Below are 16774 nucleotides of genomic sequence, written 5' to 3'. Positions count from 1 at the left end.
CTTTCCAGTTCTTTTTTTCAATTCCATTTTTTATGTAAAAAAATAATCAATTGATAAACAACATATTTTATTCGAAGTATTGTTATTTTTATCCTTTTTCGATAGTTGATCGATGTCAATTTTTCCACTTAATTTCCATATAGAACAAAAAACACACCAATCCAGCTAATATTTATTTCCAAATAATTTCCACTTTGAAGTGGAAATTCACTGCCTGCAAAAAATCCCAATAAACGTCTAATGTATAAGACATGAAGGAACAGAGTAGTCTAACTTGCAATATTACTTTGGATTTTAAATAGTTATGAGTGAATCAGTTGTCGTTTTTAAAATGTTAGAACATAACCTTGATATTGATGAGGTGACACAAAAACTGCTAGCAGTGATTACTGACTGGCTCAAGCAGGAGGATTGCTATACCACGGATGTACAACAACAGATGTTGGAGTCTCATTTACGTGCCATGGTCGGTAGAGCAAAAACGGGTGAAGCCTTACCAGAAGTTGATATCAGCCTATTTGATGAAATCTCTGAACATTCGATTACGCTCGCGCAACGGGTTGTTGACACACTTCCCGGTTTAGCACCTGAAGAGACCTATTTACTCTCTGTTCACTTTGAAGTTGCACGTTCAAATGATTAATTACTAATTTGGTAGGATTTGGAGAATATTTTATGAAACAGATAGTTGTTGTTATCGGTGACCGTTTAGGTAAAGGCCAAAAAGTAGCCGCGGGTGTTGAAGCTGCTGGCGGTAAAGCGATTGTTGTTCCAGGTGTCGCCGCTGACATGAAACTTGGCGATGTGATGAACGCAGAACAAGCCGATTTAGGGATCTCATTTTGTGGAAGTGGTGGCGCTGGTGCAATCACGGCTCAAACTAAGTATGGCTATAAAGCTCGCTATGGGATGCGCTCCATTGAAGAGGGAGAAACCGCAATTGCAGACGGTTGCAATGTATTAGGTTTCGGTTTTATGGACAAGGAAGAGTTAGGCGAGCGCTTAGTAAAAGCATTCAATAAAAAATACGGCAACGCTTAATGAAAAAATCTATCGAAACGGTTGTACGGGTTACAGGGCAAGGCGACACTAAGCAAAAAGCGATAGCTGACGCCTTAAATTCAATTCAAAAAACCGTACTGAAAAACAGCACAGACATCATCCTACGAATTGAACCAAAGGATGTTGAAGTGATTAGTGCTCACTCTCATTCGCGGACAGAAAAATTTCTTTTTCTCTTTTTGCCACGCAAACGTGAACATTTTCGTGTTGTACTCGACGTTTCGCTGGATGTCACTTTACTTTCTGTCAACGAAATACCATTTACAGAACAATAATAGCAATCAGGTCTGGAGTTAATTCCATGAGTGAAACTGCATCTTTTCTAGAAATATTGGGCATGTCCCTGATCATCGGTGGGCTCTGCGGCTTTGGCTTAGGCGCAGGGGCTGCGCGTATGTTCCACGCACCAACCATACAAGGCATGGGGGCATTCCGTACATTGGGTGAGCTGAACGCGTGTGAAGGCGACCCAGCATCTCACTTTTCTTTTGGCTTAGGATTTTTCTTTAATGCATGGGCATCATCAGTTGCTGCAGGGGCATTTACACAAGACGTTGACCACCGCATCATCCCAAACTGGGGTGCGGCAGCGCTGTTAACCAAAAACCGTAGTGTTGCTGACACACTGCATAACCCGAAAAAAATGGCGATTGCTTGTGCCATCATCGGGGCATTAGTTGTCGCCTTCTTAAACACAACCGCTTCCGCAGTTCCGGCTGCACTGCAAACAACAGCCATTAACGTACTAGTGCCCGCCGCTAACTTGTTAGTTAACACGGTGATGCCAGTCATCTTCTGGTTAGCCGCCATGGATGCAGGGCGTCGTTCAGGTTTCTGGGCAACATTATTTGGTGGTTGTGCCCAGTTAATCATGGGGAATGCTATCCCTGGTTTAGTTTTAGGTATCTTGATTGGTAAAGGCGTTGATGACAACGGCTGGAACCGTATCACTCGCACAATGATGATAACCGTGGTTCTCTTGTTCGTTCTCAGCGGCTTCTTCCGTGAGTTCGACCTGAAGATGATCACCTCTTTCAACCTAGATAAACCATTGTGGCTTGAATACGTCCACGGTCTGCTGAGCGGGAAATAATCATGACAACTGAAATTAACAAACAAGATTTTTGGTACGCAGAATGGTCCTTTCCGATTTTTGTTGGGTTGCTATCCGCAGGGATCTTCGCAGGTACCCACATGTATGTCGTCTACGGCTTTGGCGCATTTAACGAAGTGGCGTTCGTCGCCATGTTACGTGCAGGCTTAGATACAGGGGTTTACGGTGCAGTCGCCGCATTCGGTGCAAGTTTCTTATTTGCTCGCATTATCGAAGGATCACTAGTCGGTATTTTAGATATTGGTGGAGCGCTGCAAACTGGTATTGGGCTCGGTGTTCCTGCCCTATTCCTCGCTGCGGGGTGGGATATTCTAGTCACTAACTTCTGGCTTTCATTAGTGACGGGTTTATTCCTTGGTGTATTAATCGGTTTACTGATTGTCTTTGCACGTAAATTCACCATTGCCCAAGCCAACTCAACCTTTGGTGCAGACGTCATGATGGGTGCGGGTAATACTTCAGGTCGATTCTTAGGCCCATTGATTATCTTAGCCGCCATGGCAGCTTCTATTCCAATTGGGATTGGTTCTTTAATCGGCGCATTGATTTTCTATGTATGGCAAAAACCGGTTGCCGGTGGCGCTATTTTAGGTGCGATGTTATTCGGTTATTTCTTCCCAATCGTCGCCTAACAAGTATCCTCCCGGAGCATCTGCTCCGGGTTACTGAATAACATGATTAAAAACAGGCTCGAAATAGTTCAAAGAGTTGCGTAAGAGTAACCAACAACGCTGCGATTGGCATTATTTAGAACAAGTATTCAATTATTTAAGCATGCTCTAAATAATTCAAATTGCAGCTAGGCGGCAAACGACGATATCCCTAGGAGTATACACCAGTATGTGACTAGGGTAGCGGAAGTGCTGCCAACAACGCTGCGATTGGTATTATTTAGAACAAATATTCAATTATTTAAGCATGCTCTAAATAATTCAAATTGCAGCTAGGCGGCAAACGACGATATCCCTAGGAGCATACACCAGTATGTGACTAGGGTAGCGGAAGTGCTGCCAACAACGCTGCGGTTTGAAGTATGACGAGCATCGAATATGAGTATAAAGAGGGCAACTATGTACACTCTAATCATCAAACAAGGTAAGCGTATCGATGGATCGATTATCGATATTCTTATCAAGGATGGAAAAATCGAAGCGGCAGGCCCTGAGTTAGCCTGCAACCAGCAAGCTGACAAAATTATTGATCTCCAAGGTAAAACTTATGTCAGCGCCGGATGGATTGATTCACACGCACACTGCTTTGTTGAATCACCTATTTACTTCGATGACCCTGATTTAGCAGGAGCCGCTGGCGGAGTTACCTCACTGGTTGATGCAGGCAGTGTCGGTGCTGATGATATTGATAAATTTTATCAACTGACACAAAAATCGAAAACGAATGTCTTTTCTCTGTTAAATATTTCTCGTATTGGCATCATTGCACAAAATGAATTGTCCGATATGAACAACATCAATGACGCCTGCTTTCAAGACGCTATCGAGCGCCACCAAGGCTTTGTGGTCGGAATGAAAGCCCGCATGAGTAAAAGCGTTGTGGGCGAAAATGGTATTGCACCACTGGTTAAAGCCAAAAAGATGCAGAAAAAATACCATCTTCCATTGATGGTGCATATCGGTAATAACCCACCAGACATTGATGAAGTCGCTGATTTACTGACACGCGGCGATATCATCACTCACTGCTTTAATGGTAAACCCAATAAAATTTTAGGCGAAGATGGCTACCTAAAGCCCTCAATTGCTCGCGCCCTCGCACGCGGAGTCATATTAGATGTTGGCCATGGTGGTGAGAGCTTTAGCTTTAAAGTTGCCGAACAAGCCATGCGCATCGGCACTTATCCTGACATTATCAGTTCTGATATTTACCACCGCAACCGCGTTAATGGCCCTGTTTATAGCCTCGCTTTTGTAATGACCAAATTCCTGTGTATGGGCTTTAGTGCGGAACAAGTGCTTCGCTGCGTTACCGAAAAAGCCGCTAATTTCTTATCATTACCCGCGAAAGGCTATTTAAGGCCGGGCTTTGACGCCGACATTACCCTTTTTGACCTTAAAGAAGAGCAAACCGAGCTCACGGATGCAGAAGGCGAACACCGTATAGGCACTCACCGCTTCGTTCCATTGGCTGCTATCGTCGGTGGAAAACACATTATTCATGCACAAGGTGAATCAGAACATGCAATCGATTTATGATAAATATCAGTTAAAACACGTTATTAATGCCTCTGGCCGCATGACAATTCTGGGAGTTTCAACGCCAACTCCGGAAGTTGTTGAACGCGTTGCTTATGGGCTAAATAATTACTTTGAAATTAAAGACTTAGTTAATAAAACTGGCGAATATATTGCAAATTTATTGAATGTAGAAGCCGCTGTAGTGGTTTCTTGTGCTTCCGCTGGGATAGCTCAAGCCGTTGCCGCTGTTATTGTGCAAGATGATGATGATTTACTGCTTAATTTGCATTCATCCGACAAAGTGGTTCCTCGCGAAATTATTTTACCTAAAGGCCATAACGTTAATTTTGGTGCCCCTGTCGACACAATGGTGAGCTTAGGTGGCGGTAAAGTGGTCGAAGCGGGCTTTGCTAATGAGTGCAATGCCGCCCAGTTAGCTGCAAAAATCACCCCCAATACCGCTGCTATTTTGTACATCAAATCGCATCATACTGTACAAAAAAGCATGTTAACCGTGGAACAAGCCGCCAAAGTGGCTCATGACCACCAGCTACCACTGATCGTTGATGCTGCCGCTGAAGAAGAGCTCACAGCTTACTACCAAGCAGGTGGCGATATTGTGATTTATAGTGGCGCAAAAGCGATTGAAGGCCCAACAAGTGGTCTAGTTATTGGTAAAAAACAATATGTTGAGTGGGTAAAACGCCAAAGCCAAGGTATTGGCCGTGCGATGAAAGTGGGTAAGGAAGGCATTCTTGGTCTGACACTCGCCATCGAACAATATCTCACCGCTACCAAAGAAACAGGGGCAGAGATGGTCAGCCGCATGGCTAAATTCATCAGTGACTTAAATGCGATTAAAGGTATCTCTGCTCAAGTCGTCTGGGATGGCGCTGGACGTGATATTGCTCGTACTGAAATTAGCTTTGATGAAAAAGCGATAGGCAAAACCACTTACCAAATCATGGCTGAACTCAAACAAGGCGATACCGCGATTTACTTCCGTGAATACAAAGCCAACGAAGGAAAAGTGGAAGCTGACATTCGCAGTGTTAGCACTGAACAACTTGATGTTATTTCTCAGAATATTCGTTTGTTAGTAGAAGGAATTTAAAATGAAATTGTCACCAAATTTTTATCGTGACCGCGTCTGTTTAAACGTATTGGCAGGCAGCCATCAGAATGCAAAAGATATCTACGCTGCAGCAGAAACCTTTGTCGTCGTCGGTGTTTTATCTAAAAATTACACTGACTTAGAAAGCGCGATTGCTGATATGCGTATTTATGCCCAAGAAACCGATAATGCATTATCGGTTGGCCTTGGCGCTGGCGATCCAAATCAATCAACGATGGTGTCTTTAATTTCAAAAGAAGTTCAACCACAGCATGTTAACCAAGTATTTACTGGCGCACCGATTAGCCGTGCATTATTAGGCCAAAACGAAACCTTCGTTAACGCATTGATTTCACCAACAGGTACCGTTGGTATGGTTAAAATTTCCACAGGCCCGCTAAGTTCTCAAGCGCCAGATGGCATTGTACCGATTGAAACCGCCATCATGATGCTAAAAGACATGGGTGCCGACTCTGTTAAGTTCTTTAATATGGAAGGGTTAAAATATATTGAAGAATATAGAGCCATTGCCAAAGCTTGTGCTGAATTTGATTTTTCTTTAGAGCCTACAGGCGGCATTGATTTAGATAACTTTGCAGAAATTTTGCAGATAGCCCTTGATGCAGGTGTGAAGAAAATCATTCCTCATATTTATAGTTCAATCATTGATAAAGATACGGGCAATACGCGCCCTGAAGATGTGCGTCAGTTATTGCAGATGGTTAAGCAAGCGGTTAACTGATGGGTAGTAAGTAGTATATAAGAAAATAAATATAAGCGAGAAATAAGTATAAATAAGCAGTACAGAATCTGTCATCATGACAAAACAACAAGTTGCCCCGCTCATTATCATATGTAGCGGGGTTTTTTATTGTGCATCAATGACCTATCATTCTTGCATTTGGAATAATATGAAACCAATAATTATCGGGTACTGGGCTATCCCAAATGCCAAAATACATAGCAATCCCAATAACGATAAATAAAATTGCCAAGGTTAAAATAGCCATCATCCTACCCGATAACCGAAATTGATGTTTTTTTGCTGGCAATTGCAATGAAAAATCCAGCGTTGATGCAACAGGGCAAGACTCAACGCAAGTCATACACCCGGTACATTCAAGCGTTCTTACCTGAATTAATTTATCAACAGGGATGCGGGATGGGCAGTTTTTGGCACATTTTCCACAATCAATGCAGCTTTCCACATTTCGCCGAATTTTAAACGGTGAAAATAACGAAAACAGCCCTAGCAATGCACCATAAGGACACAAATAGCGGCACCAAGCATTACGAATAAACAAGCTGACCACCACTAAAACCGCAACACTGACCAACGCAAACAAGCTAATATAGCGAAAGAAATCGAGCATTTTAACATCAATGATGATCCCATAAGGTGACATCATAAAGTATTGGATCATCTGCGCTGGCATGGATAGCGCAATGTAGAGAAAGAAGGCTAACAATAAATATTTTAAGCTTTTTAAGGGAATATCTAGCCATTTAGGTAAACTGATTTGTTTTTGATAACCAAACAGTTTTTGGCCTATTTTTCCCGTATATTCCGATATAGTGCCTATCGGGCACATCCATGAACAAAATGCTTTTTTGAGCAGTAAGCTAATCAATATAAAAGAAACAAGCAGAAACATTGAAGCCGCATGAATTGGCGGAAAATTCCCCGTTTCCAAGGTATATTTTAAATTCATTAACCCCGCGATCGGCAGCCACCCCTCAATTCCACCAGGGCGAGGAAGGTGAACTGTTGCCCCTCCAGTTTCGTAGTAACGCACCCAAAAATAGAAAGTGATGCCAATATAAATATTGATCGCCAATAGCGTTAACTGTACAAATTTACGCCATGTTGATGCATTACGCCAATCATTCCAAGGAAGCTTACCCCCTGTAGTACCCGGGCGACGTTGATACCTTACACGTGGTTTTTCTTTCATGTCCGCACATCTCTTTAACATGCATTATAAATACCACTATTGTATTTACATATTTACAGAGCGCATTGATTTGCATCAGAGGGTTGTGATGTTGATGGTTTGATGCAAGAAAAACCAGAAAAGAAGAGTTTTTATATAAAACTAAAAATTATGATTTTTTCTAAATAGTTAGTGCTGTAACAAGGCAGCGAAGTGAAGACAGCGCGGGGAGCATACAAAAGTATGTGACTAGGGTTGACGAGTGACGCCAACACCGGACAGCTTAAAGCCTTATAAACTCAGATTTTTTCTAAATAGTTAGTGCTGTAACAAGGCAGCGAAGTGAAGACAGCACGGGGAGCATACAAAAGTATGTGACCCGTGTGGCTGAATGAAGCTAACGCAGTGACTGCGCTAAATATGACGAAAAAATGGGAGTTGGCCGATAAGCCGGGTTCTGTCATGGACAACCATTCATCTAGGCCAGCACTTGCGCACTGGCTCCAGCAACCTACCCGAGTTCAATGCGGGCCGCACCATATGAACCCCTATTTGGTCTTGCTCCGGGTGGAGTTTACCGTGCCACGAACTGTTGCCAGTCGCGCGGTGCGCTCTTACCGCACCCTTTCACCCTTACCTGATCCTGTAAACAGGCCATCGGCGGTTTGCTCTCTGTTGCACTAGTCGTAGGCTCGCGCCTCCCAGACGTTATCTGGCACCCTGCCCTATGGAGCCCGGACTTTCCTCCCCTCTACCCGTCTCCCGAAGGGACTACGATAAAGCAGCGGTTGTCTGGCCAACTCCGCGGCGAATTATAGGCACTTTGCTGAGTCTTGTACAGACTCTAACGACTTTCATTTACCACTTATATAAATGAACTCGTCTATTTGCTCAAGAATCATTCACCAACTTGATTATCAAGCATCAATTTATACAGCATATTTTTCTTGAGGCCATAAATTTCAGCCGTGATCGCTGCCGCTTTTTTAGGAGGTAATTCTTTTTGTAATAAATTTAATGTTCTCACCACTTCAGGGGAAACTGCGGAGTCATCCGCGAGCTTTTTGTACCCTTCGACAATCAACACCATTTCACCACGGTGACGATTTTCATCTTCTTTTACCCAAGCGAGTAACTCTCCCACAGGGCGGCCTTCAATAGACTCCCACGTTTTCGTGATTTCACGCGCTAAAACAACATGGCGCTCTGGCCCCCAGACTTCCACCATATCTGCTAAACTGTCTAACAAACGGTGGGTTGATTCATAGAAAATCAGCGTGCGGGTTTCTTGTTCGAGTGATTGCAATACATCTTTACGGCCTTTCGTTTTAGCCGGTAAAAAACCTTCATAACAAAAACGGTCTGAAGGTAGACCCGCGGCGGATAACGCAGTGATAGCAGCACAAGGCCCCGGTAAAGGTACAACACGAATACCCGCTTCACGACAACGATTGACGAGATGATAACCCGGATCATTAATTAAAGGTGTACCCGCATCGGAGACTAATGCGATACTATCACCTTGTTGAAGTCGACTAATTAATTGATCTGCCTTTTGCTGTTCATTATGATCATGCAGAGCAAACAACCGTGCATTTATCGCAAAATTCTGTAATAGAATGCCTGAATGCCGAGTGTCCTCTGCAGCAATAAGGTCAACATGTTTAAGAACATCCAACGCGCGTTGCGTGATATCCCTCAAATTACCAATTGGGGTAGGAACGATATACAGCGTGGATGCCATAACCACAGCTTGATTAGGTTGGTTCATTGTTTCATCCGAATAGCCGGTTTAAAATTAAGCAATTGAAAAATACACCATTGGATACAGTATGCGTCCTTCAATTTTTTTGCATTTGAAAAAAGGGTTAATCTGCACAGCAATGCTGTCCACATTTGCTCTGTCTGGGTGCCAAATTGTCTCGGAATATTTTCCGTCAACCCAAAAAACACCTGAGCAAAGCACATCTGATGATGCTAGCCGTTACCAAGCAATCATTGATGCAGCACAAGGTAAGCCTTCAATGGAGGCGATACGCGCCTACATTAGCCAAGAACCTTTATTAAAAACAGCCGCTGAACGCCAAGCTAATATTGATGGGTTATGGCAGATGTTAACACAGTTAACGCCAGAACAAATTCATGGAATTAGTACCGATGAAAATATTCTCCAAGGCTGGGTCGATCTTTTAGATATTTATCAAAATAACCGAGATGACACAGATGCCTTACTTGCTGGCTACAACGATTGGAAAATGCGTTACTCAAATAACCCTGGAGCGACGACAACACCAACCCTTTTACTGCAAGCGATGATACCTCAAGTGGGTAAAAATCCTAAGATTGCTTTATTTTTACCCATGAGTGGGCAAGGACAAGTATTCGGCCAAGCGATTATGCAAGGCTTTATGGATGCGCAAAAAGGTCTGCCTCAAGGGTCCCCCTCTCAAGCAACTATAGCTCCCCCAAGTAGTGGAAATGATGTCCTCGACCAAATTTATGAACAAGTTGCGGCAACAACAGGTAATGCCCCTACTGCTAGTGATAGCGATATAGTGGCATCCACTTTACGTATCGATGCAGCCCCTGTGAATACCCAAAGCGTCAAGGTGTTTGATACCACTAATAAACAAATGCCTGCGCTTATTGAACAAGCAAAAAATGAAGGTTTTAATCTGATTGTTGGGCCATTATTAAAAAGTGACGTTCAAGTTATTACCCAAATGGGCGCACCTGTTAGTGTACTCGCACTCAATGAACTCGATGCAAACCAATTACAGCCTCGACCAAATCTTTGCTACTTTTCATTATCACCAGAAGATGAAGCGCAGAATGCGGCCGCTTATATGAGAGCTGAAGGCAAACAAATGCCATTGGTGTTAGTTCCCGCTAATGCTTTCGGCGATAGGATAGCCAAAGCCTTTGCTCAAGGGTGGCAAGAAAAAGGGGGGGGAACCGTTTTAATGCAAACCTTTGGGTCCATCCCTTCATTAAAAGAGTCAATTAATCGTGGTGCTGGCATCCGTATGACAGGAACACCAGTGAATACCGGAGCGCAATCGATAGATTCACAATATGTCGATTCAACCGGTGCGATTGACGGTGTTTATATTGTTGCCACTCGTGATGAGCTCACCTTGATCAAGCCAATGATTGAAATGGCAATTAGTTCTCGTTCTCGCCCTGCACTTTATGCAAGCTCTCGCAGTAACCAAGCAGGGTCTGGCGCAGACTACCGCTTTGAAATGGATGGCGTTAAATTTAGCGAAATCCCTTTACTCGCAGGTGCAAACAATAACTTGCGTAAACAAGCCCAACAAAAGCTGAACAATGATTACTCTTTATTCCGCTTATATGCCATGGGTATTGACGCATGGTCTTTAGCCAACAATTACGACAAGCTGCAACAATCAGGGCAATTTCGTATTAATGGTGCGTCAGGAACCTTGAGTACCACACCAAACTGTGTGGTGTTCCGAGAATTACCTTGGTTGCAATTTAAACAAGGTAAAGTGGTTTCCGCGCAATAATATCGCTCAATACTTCATCTTTTTTCAGACAAGGACGTCATGAAAATTATGCCAAAAGCCATACAATGGTTAACAGGCCGGTACTATGAAAATCAAGTGCTCGCTTTCCTGAAACAGCAGGGACTAACATTTATCGAACGTAATGCAAGAAACCGAGGCGGAGAAATTGACCTCATTATGCGAGATAATACAGGTTGGGTATTTGTTGAAGTTCGTTTTCGCAAAAATTGTGATTACGGAGATGCACTTTTATCAGTAAACTGGCGCAAACGTCGAAAGCTATTAGCTGCTGCCAAATTTTGGCTCTCACAAAGGCAAGAAAGTTTTGAAACCAGCGCATGCCGTTTTGATATCTGCGCCATCACGGGAAACCAATTTGACTGGATACAAAATGCATTTAATGAAAATGATGTTTATTAACCAATGATATAGTCTGCTTTATATACTGATCATGCAGTCAACAAAGCTATAATTCAAATATAATAGCAACACAAAAATGATTTGAATTATATCGAGGCGACAAAGGAAAAACTCGTGCTAGACCGAATAAAAGTTTGTTTCACTGAAAGCATCCAAACTCAAATAGCAGCGGCTGAAGCGCTGCCTGATGCCATATCAAGAGCCGCAATGATGATGGTTCAATCTTTACTCAATGGCAACAAAATTTTATGTTGTGGTAACGGTGCTTCCGCCGCTACCGCACAACGTTTTGCTGCGAGTATGATCCATCGCTTTGAAACTGAGCGCCCTAGCTTACCCGCCTTAGCGCTTAATACCGATAATGCCGTGCTAACTGCGATTTCGGGTAGTAAGCAACCATCTGAAATTTATGCGAAACAAGTTAGAGCATTAGGCCAACATGGTGATGTTTTGATGGCAATTTCAACCCATGGTAATAGTAGTGATATTATTAAGGCCGTTGAAGCTGCGGTGACAAGGGACATGACAATTGTCGCCTTAACAGGTTATGACGGAGGGGAACTCGCAGGCTTACTAGGCCCTCAAGATGTTGAAATCCGTATTCCATCCCAACGAAGTGTTCGAATTCAAGAAGTTCATCTTCTTACTGTAAATTGTCTGTGTGACCTTATAGACAATACTCTTTTCCCACATCAGGACGATTAAGGAGACAAAATGCGATTAATACCGATTTTTGCCATAGTCATCAGTACTGTTTTATTACAAGGCTGTATTGGGGCTGCAGTCGTAGGTTCTGCTGCTGTTGCAACGAAAAGTGCCACAGATCCTCGCAGCGTTGGCCAGCAAGTTGACGATGGAACCTTAGAAGCTCGAGTTAGTGGGCAGCTAAATAAAGATAAGGACATCACAGGTAAGGCTCGTATCATTGCGACCGCTTATAAAGGTAATGTCCTGTTAACTGGCCAAAGCCCTGATATGGCTTGGGCTGAACGAGCAAAACAAATAGCCTCTAACGTTGATGGCACCATCGCAGTCTATAATGAAGTTCGTAGCGGTGAGCCTGTTGATTTGGGTACAGCTTCAAAGGACACGTGGTTAACAACCAAAGTGAAATCGAAAATCCTTGCTAGTGATAGTGTTAAATCTGGTAGTGTAAAAGTTATTACTGAAAACGGTGAGGTTTTCTTGCTAGGTGTTTTAACAAGGCAAGAAGGTGATGCAGCGGCAAAAATTGCCAGTGAAACAGACGGTGTTCGTCGAGTTACGACCGCTTTCACTTATCTTAATTAATCATAAACAATAATATATTGTTATAAAAACAAAAGCCGTGGGTTAAAAACCATGGCTTTTTTCTTATTCATCCATTAATTGGTTTATTTTCAGATAATTCTTACCTCCTAATAAGTGCATTTGATTCAAGATCCAAGCCTGCCTTTTGAGAACATAAGAAGATGGGCTTTTCACGCTATATCTATGAGGATTAGGCAAAACTGCAGCTAATAGCGCTGCTTCATTCATTGAAAGCTTGCTGGCTGGCTTATTAAAGAATTTATTTGCAGCCTCTTCCACACCAAAAACACCATCTCCAAACTCAACTATATTAAGATAAACTGTCAATACTCTTTGCTTTGACCATAAGAGCTCCATAATAGGAGTCATTACTGTCTCTAACCCCTTTCTTAACCAGCTTCTTCCATCCCATAACCATAAGTTTTTCACTGTTTGCTGAGAGATCGTTGAAGCCCCTCTAATTGTTTGTTTATTACTCAAGTTGTGTTTGTAAGCACGCTCTATTGCATCAAGGTCAAAACCCCAGTGATGAGGAAAATTTTGATCTTCCGCAGCAATTACTGCTAAATAAATATACGGAGAAATGTGATTTTCATCTACCCATTCAGAATGAGATACATAAGAAAAATTTAAGTTTATCCATGCAGTGATTTGTCGTTCAATCATTACCGCAGAAAAAGGCACTGGTATGTATTTAAATAAAACGACTGAACAAATCCACACCACAAGTAATGAAAATGTGATCTTCTTTAACCAGTGCCATAATTTAGAAACAATAGTTCGCATTCAAATAATCACGCCATTTCCAATACTTTCTTAACAAGCTTATTAATACCCGTATTTGCTTCAGAAATTGATTGAGCCAGCATATAAGCAGGTGTTGTAACAACTCGGTTAACTTCATCAATTACAATATCATCAACAGCACATTTAATATGTTTCCCACCCATAAGTTCTATTTGAGCAATCGTTTCACTATCATCACCAATAGTTAGTACTACTGATGTATTTAACATTTTAGGAAGCATCACAGGAGCAATACACATCAGCCCTAGCGGCTTTTTTTGTTGGTGCATTTGGCGTACTAAACTTAATAGTTCTTTATTAATTTCACACTCACTTCCTTTAACTGCGAAATCACATAAATTTTTTGCCACACCAAAACCACCAGGAATTATGAGGGCATCCAGCTTTGAAGCATCAGCTGAGGATAAAGGCGATATTTTTCCACGTGTAATGCGTGCAGACTCCTCCATTTGGTTACGTTTTTCTGATTTTAACTCACCATTAATATGATTAATAACAGTTGATTGAAAGTCATCAGGCGCAAAAAAATGAACTTCAGCATTATATTGACTCAAAGCTAGCATAGTTAATACTGACTCATGGATCTCACTTCCATCAAAAACACCACAGCCACTTAAAATAACCGCAATTGATTTCATATCTTCCTCCATTTGTAGTAAATTATCTCTCAGGCGCTAAGGTGCACAAACATCAATCTTCATCACAGATTTTAATGAATCTTGTAACAGATTCGCTAAATTTTGGTATCTTGATGTTGCCCTTTACAGTGATATACCTAATTTAATGATTTGCAAAATACAAAAAACATATGCAAATCAATGATTTCCCTGGTGTTGGCGCAGTATTCGCGCACCCCAACTTCGGTTGGGGTTATTTTTTTGTACGCTGATCAACCCAGTTTCTCAAAGTTTCTATATCTGCCTTCCAATCCTGTTTTAACTCATCCACCCATTCCTGTACATTGTCCCACCATGCTGGTAAATCAGGAGATTGAATCTGTTGTGCGATTTTCTGTAAGTTCTTTAAGCCAACAGAGCCTGCCGCTCCTTTGATTTTATGGGCTTCCTCCACAATGCCTTTTTGGTCTTTAGCCACCATGTTCGAATCAAGAATAGCTAAGTAACCTGGAAGCATTTTTTCAAAGACATCTAGCCCGTCATAAATAAGCTTAGGGCCAACCAATTCAATATACTGCTCTAGCATATCGCAATCTAATTTTGATTCATCAACACTTGAAGCCTCATGTTTACTCGGTGCTTCTTCTGATCGAGCGGATTGCTCCCCCCAAAATTGCTCAATAATCTGGGTCAGTGCTGGAACTGATAATGGCTTACTCAATACACCATCCATACCTGCATCAAAGTATTCTTTTTTGTCTTTCAGAACATTTGCAGTTAATGCAATTAATGGTGGTAAATCTTGCTTATCGTACTGCTGTTTGAGTTGTCTAGAAATATCAAGGCCTGTCATATCAGGTAATTGGATATCCAATAACACTAAATCATATTCACCAGGAGCAAACATCTCCAGGGCATCTTTACCATTCATTGCCACATCAACGGTATTGCCTAAATTTTCTAGTACAGAACAAGCAACAACGACATTCAGTTCGATATCTTCTACGAGTAAAATATGTAATGCAGGCAATGGGTAATCGTCTTCACTTTCTTGCTGTTCAATAACGTCACTTTCAACCACAGGCGCTGTAATGGATAAAGTAAAAGTAGAGCCTTGCCCTATTTCACTTTCAACTTGAATATCGCCGCCCATATTTTGTGCTAAACGACGAGATACAGAAAGCCCAATCCCCGTTCCAGTAGCCGGTTTACCGCCAGCAGAATCTGTTACCTGGTAATACATTGCAAAGATTTTATCTAGCTCATCCCTCGGGATACCTATGCCACTATCCTGAACCCTAAAAAACAATTTATTTTCAGCGTCTTGCCAAATACTAAGCTTCACTTCACCTTTTTGTGTGAACTTAACTGCGTTACCAATTAAATTCCAGAGTATTTGCCGTAAACGAGTCCCATCGGTTAAAACTGTTTTTGGTAATGCAGGAGCGACATCCATGACAAATTTAAGCCCTTTCGGCTGCACTAATAACCCACTCAAATTCTCTAAATCATTCACAAATTCAGATAATGTGATTGGTTGGTTATCTAACTGAACCTTACGACGCTCAATTTTATCCATCTCAATAATATCATTGAATATATTACCCAACGTGACAGCGCTTACATGAATCGTTTTTAAATAGCTAGATTGTTCCGAAGTTAAATCTGTGTCTAATAAAATTCGGCTTAAGCCGACAATGCCGTTAAGGGGTGTACGAAGCTCGTGGCTGATTGTAGAAATAAAGGTGGTTTTCTCCCTGCTCGCGTTCTCTAACGCCTCCTGATAGCGTTTACGCTCCGTTATATCGCGCCCAAAGCCCATCAAGCCATGTCGTTTGCCAACCCGGTCATAAAAAGGCACTTTACGGAGTTCAAAACAAGCTTTACGGCCGTCTGGATATACCAACCATTGTTCATAAGTAAGAGAAACATTATGACGAAAAACTTTTTCATCGGTTTCCATAACCTTAGAGGCAATTTCAACATCATAAATATCTAACGGAGTTAACCCAACTAAGTGTTTTTCACTTTTTCCAGTCAACAGTTCCATTGCTCGGTTACAACCTGAAAACTCATTATTTTCGTTGCGGTAATAAACCAAGTCAGGTGAGGCATCAAGAAATGAACGAAGTAAAACAGATTGCTGTTCAAGTTCAATTTGTGTTTGCTCACGATATTTCATTTCTTGCTTTAGTTGTTCAAGGAGTTCTAAATGAGCACGCTCAGCTTTTTCTCGCTCTTGAATTTCAAGGTTAAGCTGTTCAATATTTCCCTGTAATTGAGTATTTAAATCAGCATCACGCTTTCTCATAACTTCAAGTTTATCAACCATTCGCGATAAACGCTGCCGAGATTCCTCAAGTTGCTCAACCACCACTGACAAAAAATAAACGGCTAACGGAGTGATGATTAACCCAAAGAAAATTGACCCGACCATATCGAGGCTATCAACATGCCCTCTTAAAAAAATTGTCACTGCCATTTGCATTATCATGGCGAGAACAACCAGTGCCGATGCGAGTAATAGGGAAAAACGCACTAACCCGAGCTTCATCATTAAATCGACATAGTATTGCGCAAGGCCGCGAAGTACTTTCATAACCACCCCTTAGTTAAATTCTCTTTGAATCATATATCAAACAAGGCAGTTTCGGATGATTATTCACTCGAAATGTCGATCCTGCTCATTCAATA

The 16774-nt window shown here is 41.9% G+C and carries 17 protein-coding genes and 1 other RNA gene; 12 read left to right on the top strand and 6 right to left on the bottom strand.

Annotated features, from left to right (window positions below):
- The first annotated feature begins 304 nt into the window (after positions 1 to 304).
- The 8 genes from PSF09_RS12620 (at position 305) to dagF (ending at position 6224) form a co-directional block, all read left to right on the top strand.
- The gene (locus PSF09_RS12620) at positions 305 to 643 is read left to right on the top strand and encodes a PRD domain-containing protein (RefSeq protein WP_004908366.1); all 339 of its coding nucleotides are present in this window, start codon (positions 305 to 307) and stop codon (positions 641 to 643) included.
- A 32-nt stretch (positions 644 to 675) separates the two neighbouring features.
- Positions 676 to 1041 carry an SFCGS family glycine-rich protein gene (locus PSF09_RS12615; RefSeq protein WP_004908363.1) on the top strand — a complete coding sequence of 122 codons (366 nt, stop codon included), beginning with the start codon at positions 676 to 678 and terminating at the stop codon, positions 1039 to 1041.
- Positions 1041 to 1337 carry a DUF4312 family protein gene (locus PSF09_RS12610; RefSeq protein ID WP_004258180.1) on the top strand — a complete coding sequence of 99 codons (297 nt, stop codon included), beginning with the start codon at positions 1041 to 1043 and terminating at the stop codon, positions 1335 to 1337. Before PSF09_RS12615 ends, PSF09_RS12610 begins: the two co-directional genes overlap by 1 nt.
- Before the next feature lie 26 nt (positions 1338 to 1363).
- Positions 1364 to 2155, top strand: coding sequence for a DUF4311 domain-containing protein (locus tag PSF09_RS12605; RefSeq protein WP_006659131.1), 792 nt, complete (start codon positions 1364 to 1366; stop codon positions 2153 to 2155).
- Positions 2156 to 2157: 2 nt separating this feature from the next.
- Positions 2158 to 2808 (top strand): DUF4310 family protein, encoded by a 651-nt coding sequence (locus tag PSF09_RS12600; RefSeq protein ID WP_004908356.1) that lies wholly within the window; start codon positions 2158 to 2160, stop codon positions 2806 to 2808.
- A gap of 438 nt (positions 2809 to 3246) precedes the next feature.
- A complete protein-coding gene (locus PSF09_RS12595; RefSeq protein ID WP_272664335.1) occupies positions 3247 to 4386 on the top strand; it encodes an amidohydrolase/deacetylase family metallohydrolase in 1140 nt (379 codons plus the stop codon).
- Entirely contained in the window at positions 4370 to 5482 is a 1113-nt protein-coding gene (locus tag PSF09_RS12590) for a DgaE family pyridoxal phosphate-dependent ammonia lyase (protein WP_272664336.1), read from the top strand. Before PSF09_RS12595 ends, PSF09_RS12590 begins: the two co-directional genes overlap by 17 nt.
- Before the next feature lies 1 nt (position 5483).
- Positions 5484 to 6224 carry a 2-dehydro-3-deoxy-phosphogluconate aldolase gene (gene dagF / locus PSF09_RS12585; protein WP_272664337.1) on the top strand — a complete coding sequence of 247 codons (741 nt, stop codon included), beginning with the start codon at positions 5484 to 5486 and terminating at the stop codon, positions 6222 to 6224.
- Between the two features lie 136 nt (positions 6225 to 6360).
- Here the strand turns inward: dagF and PSF09_RS12580 are convergent, their stop codons facing one another.
- The 3 genes from PSF09_RS12580 to rsmI form a co-directional block, all read right to left on the bottom strand.
- Entirely contained in the window at positions 6361 to 7437 is a 1077-nt protein-coding gene (locus PSF09_RS12580) for a 4Fe-4S binding protein (RefSeq protein WP_272664338.1), read from the bottom strand.
- Positions 7438 to 7846: 409 nt separating this feature from the next.
- An RNA gene (gene rnpB / locus PSF09_RS12575) (RNase P RNA component class A) lies at positions 7847 to 8220 on the bottom strand.
- A gap of 94 nt (positions 8221 to 8314) precedes the next feature.
- Entirely contained in the window at positions 8315 to 9187 is an 873-nt protein-coding gene (gene rsmI / locus PSF09_RS12570; RefSeq protein WP_272664339.1) for a 16S rRNA (cytidine(1402)-2'-O)-methyltransferase, read from the bottom strand.
- 61 nt (positions 9188 to 9248) lie between these two features.
- Between rsmI and PSF09_RS12565 the strand changes: the two genes are divergently transcribed.
- The 4 genes from PSF09_RS12565 to dolP all read left to right on the top strand — a co-directional run bounded on the left by PSF09_RS12565 (position 9249) and on the right by dolP (position 12656).
- On the top strand, positions 9249 to 10946 hold the full coding sequence (locus PSF09_RS12565) for a penicillin-binding protein activator (protein WP_272664340.1): 1698 nt from the start codon (positions 9249 to 9251) through the stop codon (positions 10944 to 10946).
- A 39-nt stretch (positions 10947 to 10985) separates the two neighbouring features.
- Positions 10986 to 11366 carry a YraN family protein gene (locus tag PSF09_RS12560; protein WP_210835900.1) on the top strand — a complete coding sequence of 127 codons (381 nt, stop codon included), beginning with the start codon at positions 10986 to 10988 and terminating at the stop codon, positions 11364 to 11366.
- 114 nt (positions 11367 to 11480) lie between these two features.
- Complete coding sequence (gene diaA, locus PSF09_RS12555) at positions 11481 to 12071, top strand: DnaA initiator-associating protein DiaA (RefSeq protein ID WP_004908326.1); 591 nt, start codon at positions 11481 to 11483, stop codon at positions 12069 to 12071.
- 9 nt (positions 12072 to 12080) lie between these two features.
- Entirely contained in the window at positions 12081 to 12656 is a 576-nt protein-coding gene (dolP, locus tag PSF09_RS12550; RefSeq protein WP_210835901.1) for a division/outer membrane stress-associated lipid-binding lipoprotein, read from the top strand.
- A gap of 63 nt (positions 12657 to 12719) precedes the next feature.
- Here dolP and mtgA read toward each other — a convergent pair whose 3' ends face one another.
- The 3 genes from mtgA to arcB all read right to left on the bottom strand — a co-directional run bounded on the left by mtgA (position 12720) and on the right by arcB (position 16679).
- The gene (gene mtgA, locus PSF09_RS12545) at positions 12720 to 13442 is read right to left on the bottom strand and encodes a monofunctional biosynthetic peptidoglycan transglycosylase (protein ID WP_272664341.1); all 723 of its coding nucleotides are present in this window, start codon (positions 13440 to 13442) and stop codon (positions 12720 to 12722) included.
- A gap of 8 nt (positions 13443 to 13450) precedes the next feature.
- Positions 13451 to 14101 carry an isoprenoid biosynthesis glyoxalase ElbB gene (gene elbB, locus PSF09_RS12540; RefSeq protein WP_272683968.1) on the bottom strand — a complete coding sequence of 217 codons (651 nt, stop codon included), beginning with the start codon at positions 14099 to 14101 and terminating at the stop codon, positions 13451 to 13453.
- A gap of 232 nt (positions 14102 to 14333) precedes the next feature.
- Positions 14334 to 16679 carry an aerobic respiration two-component sensor histidine kinase ArcB gene (arcB, locus tag PSF09_RS12535; protein ID WP_210835907.1) on the bottom strand — a complete coding sequence of 782 codons (2346 nt, stop codon included), beginning with the start codon at positions 16677 to 16679 and terminating at the stop codon, positions 14334 to 14336.
- Positions 16680 to 16774: the final 95 nt, after the last annotated feature.

The organism is Providencia sp. PROV141, assembly GCF_028481645.1.
In the GTDB taxonomy this organism is placed as follows: domain Bacteria; phylum Pseudomonadota; class Gammaproteobacteria; order Enterobacterales; family Enterobacteriaceae; genus Providencia; species Providencia rettgeri.
Note: the sequence above shows the minus strand (reverse complement) of the source record. Positions and strands in the feature narration are given on the sequence as shown.